This window comes from Blautia sp. HCN-1074 (assembly GCF_037890165.1).
Classification (GTDB): domain Bacteria; phylum Bacillota; class Clostridia; order Lachnospirales; family Lachnospiraceae; genus Blautia_A.
In genome coordinates this window covers 1-13,070 of sequence record NZ_JBBKBP010000041.1, presented here as the reverse complement: position 1 = coordinate 13,070, position 13,070 = coordinate 1, and the positions used below count along the sequence as shown (strand labels likewise).

The window sequence follows — 13,070 nt, the reverse complement described above, 5'->3', positions numbered from 1 at the left end:
TTTTGAAGCGTTTATTGATGATACTATAAGAATTATAAAAGCAGCTAGAGATAATCAAATAGAGGTTATCTATTTTCAACATGATGATGGACCAGGAACGGGGGTTTCAATCGGTGATGAAGACTTCGAAATTGCAGAACAAATGATTCCCAAGGAAGGGGAAAAGATATTTATAAAAAAAATCAATAGTTGTTTTGGAAATAAAGATTTTACGGATTATGTTAAAGATGATAATACATTAATGATAGTGGGACTACAGACAAACTTCTGTATAGATGCAACTGTGAAATCTGCTTTTGAGAGAGGATATAAAGTAATTATTCCACAAGGGGCAAATTCAACATTTGATAACGACTATATGACTGGAGAAGAAACATATAAATATTACAATGATATGATGTGGCCAAAGAGATTTGCTACATGTGTATCTGTTGATGAAGCAATTAAATTGATGGAAAGTTCAATCGAGATTTGTGAAGGTGCATTATGGACAAATATTTAAAAGAAACAAAAATGTTAAATTATTCCAACGAAAACATACAGCAGTTAATTCGGGAAAGAAGATGGAAAAATATAAATGAATTTGAACGCTTAAAATCGATTTATGATTTTGTTAGGGATGAAATATTGTTTGGATATAATATTGATGATAATGTTCCTGCATCAAAGGTTTTGGCAGATGGTTATGGACAATGTAATACAAAAGGAACATTGTTTATGGCAATACTAAGGGCATGCAATATTCCTTGCAGGGTACATGGATTCACCATTGATAAAAAATTACAAAAGGGAGCAATGACAGGGGTTGTCTATAAAAATGCACCACAAAATGTATTTCATAGTTGGGTTGAAGTTTACTTTGAGGATAGATGGTATGAGTTAGAGGCGTTTATTCTTGATAAAAAGTATTTACAAAAATTACAGGAAAAAAATAGTGATTGTAAAGGTGCATTTTGTGGTTACGGTGTAGCCGTAAAAGACTTCAAAAATCCAATTATAGATTTTGATAGAAATAATACATATATTCAGAGTGAAGGAATTAATCAAGATTTTGGAGTCTATGATTCGCCTGATGACTTGCTAAAAGTACACCATCAAGAAATGTCTGCGATAAAAGCATTTTTATATAAACACTTTGGCAGGCATTTAATGAACCGAAACGTCAAAAAAATTAGAAATTGCTAAATCTAAAGTTAGTTGATTAACTTATTGGCCAGCTTACCGTAGCCCTTGGCAGGGTATAAGAAACGCTGACATCGTTTCCACTCAGAAACAGGTCGCAGCGGCACATAAGCGAGGAAAATACCCTCGCTAAGTGCCGGCGTCTGTTTACGGTCAGCTTATTCTTACACCCAGCCGTGGCTACTAGTGTATTGGCAACTTTCCAAAACACAGAACTCCCGGGGTATGCGGTGCCATGTCGAAGATGTTTGTCGTAGGATGTTGATATTTTCTAGAAAAGTGCTGAAAGACAGGGGGAAAGCGGACACGATGTCCGCGTCAGCCGATCCGCGCCATGGATGGCGCGTGTAGGCGGCCCCGTCATGATGAGAACCGCTGTATCACTTTTCATTAGAAAATTCACATCCGGAGACCTTACATCGAGACATGTGTATCGCATGCTCCGGGAGTTCGTGGATTTTACGGGAACTCTACGTTACGGGCCATGCACCCAATTCATAAATGTGTCGCAAAGGGCGCTCCACATTTATTTCATTGACGGCTGTCGCCGTATAAAGTCAAAAACAAAAACAGCGACTTGTGAGCAAGCTCCCAGATCGCTGTTTTCGTTTTGACTTTGCATGGCTCGTAACTTTCAATTTGACGGAGTAATGGATATGAAAATCCGAGAAGTGAACGAAAATAAAAAGCAATTTATATCATTATTGTTATTAGCTGATGAACAGGAGAGCATGGTTGAGCGCTATCTTGAAAAAGGTACTATGTATGTGCTTGAAGACAATGATGAAAAAGCAGAATGTGTTGTTACCGATGAAGGTAATGGAATACTTGAAATCAAGAATATCGCAGTCGATTGCAGGCATTTGTGGAGAGATTTCCTGAACTTTCCTTATTTTACAGGCTTTTCAGCCCATTATATAGTGAAATGATATGTATTTTCACTTATTTTTGCCCTTATTGCGTGAATGTGGAGGGACAATTCAGACATTTCAAGTCCTAAATAATGGAATTAGTAAGTCTGTGTTTTATGCCTATGTGAAGGAACGAGGATTAGAGCAAGCTTATATCCAAAATTATATCAATCCCCCTGAACGATGGCGTTTCGTTTCGGATCAAACGGATATCGGAAATCATGGAAGAAGCAGATTATCCGGGTGTTCGTGTAAGCATGGGAACAAAATTCGATGGTGTAATCACCCCATTAAAGATTGATATTCCTACAGGGGATGTAATCACACCAAGAGAAATCAAGTACAAATTTAATCTTATGCTTGAAGATCGCACAATCGAGGTATGGGCATATAAACTGGAAACGGTATTGTCTGAAAAACTGGAAACTGTTATTAGCCGAAACGTTACAAATACACGAATGAGAGATTTTTATGATATTTATATTTTACAAAAGTTGCATGGAGAACAACTCAAAAAGAAAGTTTTATGGAATGCACTTGTGGCAACTGCAAGAAAACGTGGAACATTGGAGCAGATAAACTCTGGGGATAGAAGAGAAATATTTGATGAAATAGAAATAAGTTCTGTTATGGAAAATTTATGGAAAACATATCAAAAAAATTATTCTTACGCTGCTGATATTTCATGGCATACAATTATGAAATCAATTTGTACATTATATGGAAGTATGTTAAAATGAAAGAAATTAAGTTAAAAGGGGAATAAGAAATATCCTTACAAGCGTATTCGGAATTTCTATAAAATATGAAGCAGGGAATCATCAGGATTCTTTGCCTGTTTATATTGCAGGGAGTTATGATTTTCACACAGCATATATTGGAAACAGACGCTGTATAATGCTTACTCCGACAGAAGAACTTGCCACACTTCCGGCATTGAAAAAGCAAAAGCATATTTGACGACTCCTTTCAGAGGATAACAGTGCTGACGATAGTTCCATTGTTTTATCTTTTGGAGATACAAACGATGAGAGAATTGCAGAAGCAGTACTCTGATATTAAATATATATAGTTAATAAAGAGAGGTGCATATGCTATGCCAGGTATACTCGTGGTTGAAGATGATGAAAATTTAAATCGTGGAATTACATTCTCACTGAAAAAATCCGGATATGAGGTTTTTTCAGCAGAATCAATGAAAAAAGCGAAAAGAATTGCAAGTGATAATAATGTGGATGTTACCATTTGTGATGTGAATCTTCCGGATGGGAATGGACTGGAATTTGTAAGGTGGATGAGATGCAATTATAATACATACATTATTTGTCTTACAGCACTAGATCAGGAGATGGATCAGGTCATGGGATATGAAGCAGGGGCAGATGATTATATTACAAAGCCGTTTAGTCTTTCGGTACTTCTTTTGAAAATAGAAGCACATTTCCGCCGCAGACAGGAGAAAACGGAAGTCGGAAAGATGATTTCGGGAGATATCGTATTTATCGCAGGAGAAATGAAAGTCCTGATAAAGAGTCGTGAAATCAGTCTGACAAAAACGGAGTTGAAAATGCTGACTTTTTTTCTTCAGAATCCGAAACAGATTCTTTCAAAAACACAAATATTGGAAAATGTGTTTGATCTGGAAGGGGATTTTGTGGATGAAAATACAATCGCTGTCAATATCAGAAGACTCCGTGAGAAAATCGAAGACAATCCGGCTGCACCGGTCTATATAAAGAATATCAGAGGTCTTGGGTATATATGGAATCAGGAGGTAAGGCAGTGACAAAGAGATATCGCAAGAAGATTACAGTAGTGCTCTCCTTGGTATTACCTGTTATATTATTGTTTGCAATATTAAATTGCTTTACCACGTATGTGTTTTATGAAGATTATAAATATAAAATGAATCTTATGACAGAAATTGCAGCAAAGGAAAAATTTTCCGGGCTGGATGCTGTTTCGGAATTGCTTAAGGATAAGGATATTGAAACCAACGAACAGGGAAGGCGATTATTGGAGCAACATGGATACTGGGGAAATAAAGGGAATGTGTTTTATTCGCAATTCCGGCATCAGGTTATGGTGACCGGTGCTGTAAGCACTGTGATATGCGTGCTTCTTTTGATTATTTTATTTTATTGGAAGAAGACAGAAGATGCGTGTCATCAGAAAATTTTAGACCAGTTAGAAGAAATTCTGATCAGATTCCGTGAAAATAAATTTGATGATTTACTGAAAACGGAAAATCACGCTGAACTGGAAAAATTGAATGACCAGCTTGAAGCAATCGGACATCATATTCAGTTGCTAAAGGAAGAAGCACGGGAAGAAAAAGAGAGCACGAAAGAAATTGTTTCTGATATCTCTCACCAGTTAAAGACACCGGTTGCAGCTTTGGATACATGTTTTAGTGTGCTGATGCAGAATGACTTAAGTGCCACAGAACAGGAGGAGTTTCGTATTCGTTGTCGGAGTGCTCTGGATGGACTGGAGACATTATTGCAGTCGCTTCTTGAAATATCCAAGATGGAAACCGGACTGATTCAGATTAATAAGAAAAAACTTCCGCTTATGGATACTGTCATATCTGCTGTGAACCGTACTTATCCAAAAGCGGATGAGAAAGAAATTGAATTCGTTTTTGACTATGCAAGAGAGCTGGAAACATGCATGGTTGTGCAGGATAAAAGGTGGCTTGGTGAAGCTTTTATCAACGTTCTGGATAATGCGGTCAAGTACAGTCCGGGTGGTTCAAAAATATTTATCCGGTTACAAAAAAGAAACGATCTTGTAAGAATGGAAATTGAGGATCAGGGAATCGGTATTCCGCAGAATGAGTATCACAAAATTTTTCAACGATTTTACAGAGGAGGTTCCAGGGAGGTCAGGGAAGAGAGTGGCACGGGAATCGGACTTTTTCTATCGAGAGAAATTATCGAAAAACACGGAGGTATGATCACGGTAATCTCCGGCATAAAGAAAAAAGGAAGCACGTTTGTGATTCAATTACCATATGTTGGTTAAATTTTAATTGGGCAGAAATCTTACAATTCTGTAAGATTTCTGCCCAATTTTTGAAAGTGAAATGAAAGATTATATTGCTACAATCAGCATGTAGGTTGAAAAATGATATATAAACAGGCAAAGAAAGTGTGCTGAAAAGGTACGCTTTACAGAATTGAAAAGGAGGCAACACATGAGTGTGATATTAGAAACCAGGCAGCTTTGTAAGTTTTATGGTGCAGGTGAGAATCAGGTCAAAGCGGTAAATCAGGTGGACATTCAGATTGAGCAGGGAGAATTTGTCGCAATTGTTGGAAAGTCAGGTTCCGGTAAAAGTACATTACTTCATATGCTTGGAGGGCTTGATACCCCGACAAAAGGCAGAGTTACTTTAGCGGGGAAAGATTTATACAGGATGAAGGAAGATGCCCTTGCTGTTTTCCGCAGAAGAAAAATCGGATTTGTTTTTCAGGCATTTAATCTGGTTTCATCTGTTAATGTCTGGGAAAATATTGTACTGCCACTGGGGCTGGATGGAAGAAAAGTGGATGAAGCGTATGTAAATGATATTATTGCAACTCTGGGGATTGAAAACCGGATTTATAATCTGCCAAATCAGTTATCCGGAGGACAGCAGCAGAGAGTAGCAATTGCAAGAGCACTGGTGAATCGTCCGGAAATTATATTTGCGGATGAGCCGACAGGCAATCTTGATTCTAAGACCAGTGATGAGGTAATCGCTCTGCTTAAGATGACAGCAAAAAAATATGGACAGACAATTGTAATGATTACCCATGATGACGAAATTGCACAGGTCGCTGACCGTATTCTGGTGATTGAGGACGGACAGGTGGTGGATTTCAGATGAAGACAATAAGCAGGATTGCATATAGCAATGACAAAAGGAACAGGACAAGAAGTATACTGATCATGATGGCAATCTGTCTGGCCACGATGCTGCTTGTTATCATCAGTACTGTGGGAAATGGGGTAATTCATTTACAGAAAAGTCAGGCGGCAGGATCATATGGAAGCAATTATGGTCTGTTTGTTTCCGCAGACGGATCGCAGTTAAAAGAAGTAAACCGCCGTGCGGAAATAGATGCTACAGGCACTATGTGCACCGAAGGTATCATAAAAGGCAATGAAAAAGGCGGGTTTGTCTGCATGGATGAGACTGCAAGAAAAATGCTTCCTTATAATAAAGAATATGAGTTGAAGGAAGGAAAGTATCCGGAAAAAATGCAGGAAATTGCCGCAGGAAGAGCATTTTTTCGTGCAATGGGGTATGGTGATGTAAAGATCGGAGATACGGTTACACTGGATTACCGCGCAGGGATGCAGTCAGAATATAAGCCGGAAGAATTTGTTGTCAGCGGAATCCTATATGATCGGGATGAGTATACCATCGAGGCATCTTATGTTGCTTTCGGGTCACAGGAGTTTTATGATGAGCACGTCGCAGAGAATGACAGACAGTATAATATTTATTTTACTTTAAATGATTCTGCAAATGTATCTATGAATAATATTGATTCGGTTATAAAGCAGATTGCAGCAGCTTGTGGGATCGAAGAAAAAAACGTTATAGTCAATGATCTCTATTTGCAATGGGTCTTGCAGCCGAGTTATGAAACGATTGCGGTATGCGGGGTTTTGATTCTTGCAATTGTACTTTTCTCTGTTGTGGTCATTTATAATATTTTTCAGGTCGGTATTGCCAACAAGATACAGGAGTATGGAAAAATCAAGGCTCTGGGAGCAACAAAAAAGCAGATGAAACAACTGATCTTCAGAGAGGGCATTTTTTTGACAATTTTTTCAATACCGGTTGGATTGCTTTTTGGCTTTCTGATTGCAAAATGCGGTTTTAACTGGCTGGTAGAACAGGGGAACCTTGTATCAACCCAAACTGGCTCTATGGAAGTTCAAAATCAGCAGGTGCCTCTGTTTTCCCTGCCTGTTATGCTTCTCTGTATTTTCGTATCATTTCTTACCGTTGCTTTGGCACTGCGTAAACCAATGAAAATTGTTTCACGGATTTCACCTATCGAGGCAACACGGTATTTAGAAAATGCAGAAACACAAAAAAAAGGAAAACGAAATGGCAGAAAAAATGTTACCGTGTTTTCTATGGCAATGGCAAATATAACGGGTAATCCAAAAAGAACCATTGGTACCATCCTCACACTGGGGCTTTCCTGCGCATTGTTTGTGATTATCTCTAATTATGTGGGAAATATTGACACGGAGCATGAAGCACGTCGTTACATAAATCATGGACAATTTGAACTGCAGCTTGACTATTCTGATGAGTATGATGAAAAATATCCGGAGAATAATCTGGATACGATTCTGACGGATAATCTATTGAATGATTCGCTGATTGAAGAAATCAAAAGCATTCCAGGAGTGACAGATGTCATGACGAGAGAGATTGTCTCTGTAAATCTGAACGGAACAAGATTTCCGGCTGATATTGTGAGTAAAAATGATTTTGATTTTATGCGCCAGGACGGGGATATTGGCTCTATGGACTATGATCAGGCGGTAAAGAATGGTGAAATTTTCTTTGGTTGGTCGATGTGGATGGAACAAGATGGATATGCTCCGGGTGAATCCATTGCATTTGACTTTGAGAATGGAAGTGGAACCTATACCTATCAGGGAAAGATTGCAGGATCCTTTGCAAGTGCGGACACTTATCTTGTCATTCCGGAAGGTGTATACCGTTCCATGAATCCGAGAGGAACAGCCTATGGCTATCTGTGGGTGGACTGTGATAAAAAAGATGTGGCATCTGTAGAACAAAGTCTGAATACTTTGATTTCTAATACTTCGCATATAAAAATGGATACCTATCATGCGCAGTTACAATATGCAGAAGTCGCAGCCCGCATGATGAAGCTTGGCTGTTATCTGTTTATGGCGGTTGTAGGACTCATCGGTTTTATGAATATGGCAAACACCATGATTATGAATATTACGACAAAAAAGCAGGAATATGGTGTATTGCAGGCTGTGGGTATGACAAATAAACAATTAAATTTATGCCTGCAGTTACAGGGACTGATTTTTACGGTTGGCACCATATGCGTAGCTTTGATCATTGGTCTGCCGCTCGGCTATGCACTTTTTTCCTATGCAAAACATAATGGAATATTTGGAATGAATATCTATCATGTTCCAATTACACCAATTCTTGCTATGATTTTGCTGGTCAGCCTTTTGCAGATTGTGCTTTCCCTCGTTTTAAGCAGTAATCTGAAAAAGGAAACGCTGGTAGAAAGAATAAGGTATCAGGGATAGCAAGTATTGCTGGGATATCCTCAGTATCATAACAGGAATTAAAAGCACTTGGTTTCAAAAAGTTTTGTACTTTTGACAAAATGCAACCGATTTTTCATCAATTATAATAAATTTGATTAAGCAGCCTGTGTGTAATGAAGCATACAGGCTGCTTGCATTTTATAACTCTAATGAATCTTCTGTATCTACCCACATCTGTAAATTGCCCTCAAGATATAATCTCGCATATTCAAGTGGTTCATCGACTGCAAGTGAAGTCAATGCACAGTCTGATCCGGGTGTGGTTTTTAAATCCTTTTCGGCTTCCCAGCAGTCAATGCGAAGCATATAGCTAACATTTGTATAAATGTCAATGCTGTTTCGTTGTGGATTGTATTCTGCAAATATTGTTCTCATCGTATCCCATCTCCTTATCATTTAATCAATCATTAGTAGCAAAAATTAAGAAGCATTTCAATCAGTCCACCATGTCACTTTTATTTTATGTTATACTGTTTTATATAATTTTTTTGGTCTCCGCTGCCGCTTCGGTCGGCACAGAGCAGATGTCCACCGGACATCTGCTCTGTGCCCTTGTATTTGCCCTTATCAGAGTTCATAAACACTGATGGGACGATATAACACAAGGGAAAAAATAAGGGAAAGCTCACCTGCGACAAATCCAGTGTTTTCAAGGGTTTGCGGAGAATTTAATAACAAAATATAACAGTTATTAAATCTCTTAAAACAGGTGAAATCTCAATCGGAATTTGGAGGAGATTCTTATTTATGAAAAAAGGAATAAACAAATCAATCTTATTTTATATTGCATCAGTTCTGTTTTTCATAGCGTCAGCTATTGGCTTTACGAGTGGAAATGAAAATTCTATGGCTATAGTATGGTTATGTCTTGGCTCCTCATTTCTTTGCTTAGGTTCGACTCATAAGAAAAAGGAAAACAATAAAACAAATACAGATGATAAATAATTTTCTGCTTGTATTGTTGTAAAATTGAAATTTTGGAGGTTATTATGGCTTTTGATTTTAAGAAAGAATTTAAAGAATTTTATATGCCTAAGAATAAACCAGAGATTGTAAATGTACCTAAGGCAAATTATATTGCAGTTAGAGGAAAAGGCAATCCAAATGAAGAAGGTGGGGCATATCAACACGCAATCAGTATTCTATATGCTGTTGCATACACATTAAAAATGAGTTGCAAGACCGATTATAAAATTGAAGGCTTTTTTGAATATGTTGTTCCGCCATTGGAAGGTTTTTGGTGGCAGGATGATGTTGTGGGTGTAGATTATACAAATAAATCTGCTTTCAACTGGATTTCTGTTATTCGTTTGCCTGATTTCATTTCTAAAGCTGATTTTAACTGGGCGGTAGAAACAGCAACGAAAAAGAAGAAACTCGATTGTTCGTCAGCAGAGTATCTTACGATTGATGAAGGATTATGTGTTCAAATTATGCATATAGGTTCTTTTGATAATGAGCCAGCAACTGTTGCTCTTATGGATGCTTATTTAGAACAAAATGGGTATGTTAATGATATTAACAAAGATAGATTGCACCACGAGATTTATATGTCTGATGCAAGAAAGGCTGCCCCAGAGAGATGGAAAACTGTAATTAGACATCCGATTAAGAAAGCGTAAAATCGGAATTTTCGCCTTCGCAACTGTCGGTTGACAAAGTTCTATGAGAAAATGGTGGCAATGCAACCGCTATTTTTGTTATATTAAGTAAAAAAGAAAGGCGGTGTTTTGCAATGAATATGGCAGACAGAATACAACATTTACGAAAGAGCAAGGGAATTTCGCAGGAAGAACTTGCTGATAAGGTTGGTGTATCGAGACAAGCAGTTTCTAAATGGGAGTCAGAACAAAGTACACCAGACATCGAAAAGGTCATTTTATTGAGCAATTTTTTTGATGTAACAACAGATTATTTGTTGAAGGGAATAGAACCAATAACAGAAAACGGTACTGAAAGAAGTGATGCTCGCATCTTTTCTTTGGTAGGTAGTGTGTTTAATTTTATTGGGTTAGTAGTAGCCATTATGATTTGGGACAAAGAGCAAACCTCAAGTTCTGTTGCAGTTGGACTAATTTTAATGGCTGTCGGAATTATGGTATTCGTAATAGGACAGTTTATAGGTGATAACAAAGAAAAGGCTTCATTTTTGTTTTGGATTGTTAATGTATGGATACTTATCTTAATGCCAATTTCTTGTATTTTTAATTTTCTTCAAGGTATTAAGTTTGGGTATTGGTGGACATTTACACCAATACCGCAGCTTGGAAATTCCATCGTTTCCTATGTGTTATGTTGGGGATTTTATCTTATGTTTTGTATCGTAGTAGATTTTCTTCTAATTAAACATTCAAAGCGATAAATTCCAGTTTTTGAAACTGAGAAATCGGGATTTGGAGGAGATTCTTATTTATGAAAAAAGGAATAAACAAATCAATCTTATTTTATATTGCATCAGTTCTGTTTTTCATAGCGTCAGCTATTGGCTTTACGAGTGGAAATGAAAATTCTATGGCTATAGTATGGTTATGTCTTGGTTCCTCATTTCTTTGTTTAGGTTCGACTCATAAGAAAAAGGAAAACAATACAGATGATAAATAATTTCCTGCTTGTATTGCTGGAAAATAGGGATTTATCGAGTCCTTTTGTGATTTGCAACTGCTGGTTGACAGATTTATAGCCTGAAATGGTGGAATGCAAACAGTAAAATTGTTATATTTAGCTCATAAAATCTGCAAAAGGAGGAAAAAATGATTTTAGCTGATAAGATTACAGAGGAAAGAAAAAAGAATGGATGGTCACAGGAAGAACTAGCCAATCAGTTGGGCGTATCCAGACAGGCAGTATCTAAGTGGGAAAGTGCAGGGGCTGTTCCAGATTTGCAAAGAATTTTACAGATGTCGGAGCTATTTGGTGTTAGTACAGATTATCTATTAAAAGATGAAATGAAAGCAGAAAATATCACCTATCGCGAAAGTACTGAAAGCTATGCAGAACCGTTGAAAAAAGTAACTATGGAGAATGCAAATGAATTTCTTGACATGAAAAGAAATGGATCCAAAGTAGTGGCAAACGCAACAAGTATGTGTATCTCAAGTCCAATATTATTGATTATTCTTGTGACAATGGCAGAAGATGGCGTATTTCATGTTTCGGAATCTCTGGCAACAGTATTTGGATGTGTTTTTTTGCTTGGAATGGTTGCGGCAGCTGTCTTTTTGTTTATTACATATGGAATGCGTGAATCGCATATGGAACATTTTGAAAAAGAATGCTTTGAAACAGAGTATGGTGTATCTGGAATGGTACGAGAAAAAAAAGATTCCTATGAACCGATTTTTATCAGAGGAACAGCTGTTGGGGTAGTGCTTTGTATACTGGCAGTGATTCCGACAATTATTGCCGGAGCCATGGAAGCGTCTGACTATTACTGTGGTGTTTCCGTTGGATTGCTGCTATTCATACTTGCAATAGGAGTGAATCTGTTGGTTCGTGTTGGGGTGGTAAAAAGCAGTTACGATACCCTTCTTCAGGAAGGCGAATATACAAAAGAAGAAAAACTGTTTAAGAAAAAGACGGACACGTTTTCTGGTGTATATTGGTGCTTGACTACAGCGATTTACCTTGCATGGAGCTTCTGGACGATGAGCTGGGATATTACATGGATTGTATGGCCGGTTGCAGGTGTTTTATTTGCAGCATTGCTTGGTGTGGTGAAAATGGTGTTAAAGAATAGCAGTGAAACTCAGCACTATATTTAAGATGGAGTTAAGTTTATTTTCCGCATATTATACTCATCCAGAAATTCTAATTTGGAGGGGGGACTGCTATGCTGAGAAAGTTGAATTGTTTTTTAAACATCGTTATTGGTTCATTCATAGGAGTTTTCATTGGGTTCGGAATTTATAAGTTCTGGCACTTTAAAACCTATCCAAATTTATATGCCATGCAGTCTGCACCGTGGTACACAGAGTTGCTGTTGGATGGTGCCTTGGTGGCAGTTTTGGTGGTCGTATGTATTATCCTAAAGCTGATTATTTGGAGGAAGTTAAAGCCATAACTTCTTATATAAAAATTGAGAAATCGTAAAATTTAAGAAAGAGAAATGCACAGTTCTTAGCTTATCGGGAACTGTGCATTTTTGTAAATAAATACTTTTAATTAGCCGATTACGGCATCCTCTGTTGTAAAATGTTCCAGAGAATTTTCTTTTACCTGAATGCAGATATAAGTAATTCCGCAAATATCGGATGCAAAAAACTGACGCTTTGCAGCAGGTGCGATTTTTAGCCAGTCTCCAGTTGAAAGACTGATTTCTTCTCCATCAATTATGGCTTTGCCGTTACCTGAAAGAATTCCATAGATTTCCTCATTTTCTTTATGAGAATGAACAAATGGGACATTTGCTCCTGCAGGTAGTTCGTTTAAACTGATTTCTGCACCTGTTAAAGACAACTTTTCATGCAGCTCAATTCGGTTTTCCTTTCCAATAGTTGTTTTTGTGTAATTTGCCATAATAATACCTCCATAGTTAATTTGTAGTTTCTGGTTGCTTGGCATTAGTATAGTGTGAGACACATACAAAAACAAGTACGCACCTTTTTGTAACTGTACACTCAAAATTGAATGTGTTACAATAGA

14 protein-coding genes and 2 pseudogenes are annotated in these 13,070 nt (G+C 37.5%); 14 read left to right on the top strand and 2 right to left on the bottom strand.

Translation table 11 applies throughout. From position 1 onward, the window contains the following. The 8 genes and pseudogenes from WKT11_RS19370 to WKT11_RS19335 all read left to right on the top strand — a co-directional run. Positions 1–502, top strand: a 502-nt coding sequence (locus WKT11_RS19370; protein WP_340285682.1) for an isochorismatase family protein, incomplete at its 5' end; no start/stop codon positions are given. Next, complete coding sequence (locus tag WKT11_RS19365; RefSeq protein WP_117677442.1) at positions 487–1,185, top strand: transglutaminase-like domain-containing protein; 699 nt, start codon at positions 487–489, stop codon at positions 1,183–1,185. The genes WKT11_RS19370 and WKT11_RS19365, both read left to right, overlap by 16 nt. 653 nt (positions 1,186–1,838) lie before the next feature. Further along, a pseudogene (locus tag WKT11_RS19360) lies at positions 1,839–2,036 on the top strand (GNAT family N-acetyltransferase); the annotation flags it as partial. A gap of 206 nt (positions 2,037–2,242) precedes the next feature. Continuing rightward, positions 2,243–2,833: pseudogene (locus tag WKT11_RS19355) on the top strand (nucleotidyl transferase AbiEii/AbiGii toxin family protein); the annotation flags it as partial. Positions 2,834–3,189: 356 nt separating this feature from the next. Next, positions 3,190–3,879, top strand: coding sequence for a response regulator transcription factor (locus WKT11_RS19350; protein ID WP_117677441.1), 690 nt, complete (start codon positions 3,190–3,192; stop codon positions 3,877–3,879). After that, on the top strand, positions 3,855–5,120 hold the full coding sequence (locus WKT11_RS19345; RefSeq protein WP_340285679.1) for a sensor histidine kinase: 1,266 nt from the start codon (positions 3,855–3,857) through the stop codon (positions 5,118–5,120). Before WKT11_RS19350 ends, WKT11_RS19345 begins: the two co-directional genes overlap by 25 nt. Positions 5,121–5,292: 172 nt before the next feature. After that, entirely contained in the window at positions 5,293–5,967 is a 675-nt protein-coding gene (locus tag WKT11_RS19340) for an ABC transporter ATP-binding protein (RefSeq protein WP_117557928.1), read from the top strand. Then, positions 5,964–8,408 (top strand): FtsX-like permease family protein, encoded by a 2,445-nt coding sequence (locus tag WKT11_RS19335; RefSeq protein ID WP_117846113.1) that lies wholly within the window; start codon positions 5,964–5,966, stop codon positions 8,406–8,408. Before WKT11_RS19340 ends, WKT11_RS19335 begins: the two co-directional genes overlap by 4 nt. Positions 8,409–8,567: 159 nt before the next feature. Here the strand turns inward: WKT11_RS19335 and WKT11_RS19330 are convergent, their stop codons facing one another. Next, the gene (locus WKT11_RS19330; RefSeq protein ID WP_340285675.1) at positions 8,568–8,804 is read right to left on the bottom strand and encodes a DUF6061 family protein; all 237 of its coding nucleotides are present in this window, start codon (positions 8,802–8,804) and stop codon (positions 8,568–8,570) included. A gap of 372 nt (positions 8,805–9,176) precedes the next feature. On the opposite strand from WKT11_RS19330, the gene WKT11_RS19325 reads away from it, so the two are divergent. The 6 genes from WKT11_RS19325 to WKT11_RS19300 all read left to right on the top strand — a co-directional run bounded on the left by WKT11_RS19325 (position 9,177) and on the right by WKT11_RS19300 (position 12,489). Then, positions 9,177–9,374 carry a hypothetical protein gene (locus tag WKT11_RS19325; RefSeq protein WP_117846114.1) on the top strand — a complete coding sequence of 66 codons (198 nt, stop codon included), beginning with the start codon at positions 9,177–9,179 and terminating at the stop codon, positions 9,372–9,374. A gap of 44 nt (positions 9,375–9,418) precedes the next feature. Beyond that, positions 9,419–10,051, top strand: a complete 633-nt coding sequence (locus tag WKT11_RS19320; protein ID WP_117846115.1) for a GyrI-like domain-containing protein — start codon at positions 9,419–9,421, stop codon at positions 10,049–10,051. Positions 10,052–10,164: 113 nt separating this feature from the next. After that, positions 10,165–10,791, top strand: coding sequence for a helix-turn-helix domain-containing protein (locus tag WKT11_RS19315; protein ID WP_117846116.1), 627 nt, complete (start codon positions 10,165–10,167; stop codon positions 10,789–10,791). Between the two features lie 50 nt (positions 10,792–10,841). After that, positions 10,842–11,030, top strand: coding sequence for a hypothetical protein (locus tag WKT11_RS19310; protein WP_019162954.1), 189 nt, complete (start codon positions 10,842–10,844; stop codon positions 11,028–11,030). A gap of 149 nt (positions 11,031–11,179) precedes the next feature. Continuing rightward, positions 11,180–12,190: a helix-turn-helix domain-containing protein gene (locus tag WKT11_RS19305; protein WP_019162953.1), complete on the top strand. Its 1,011-nt coding sequence runs from the start codon at positions 11,180–11,182 to the stop codon at positions 12,188–12,190. A 68-nt stretch (positions 12,191–12,258) separates the two neighbouring features. Then, positions 12,259–12,489: a hypothetical protein gene (locus tag WKT11_RS19300; protein WP_015512798.1), complete on the top strand. Its 231-nt coding sequence runs from the start codon at positions 12,259–12,261 to the stop codon at positions 12,487–12,489. A 101-nt stretch (positions 12,490–12,590) separates the two neighbouring features. On the opposite strand, the gene WKT11_RS19295 is transcribed toward WKT11_RS19300, so the two are convergent. Then, complete coding sequence (locus tag WKT11_RS19295; RefSeq protein ID WP_118517038.1) at positions 12,591–12,944, bottom strand: cupin domain-containing protein; 354 nt, start codon at positions 12,942–12,944, stop codon at positions 12,591–12,593. Positions 12,945–13,070: the final 126 nt, after the last annotated feature.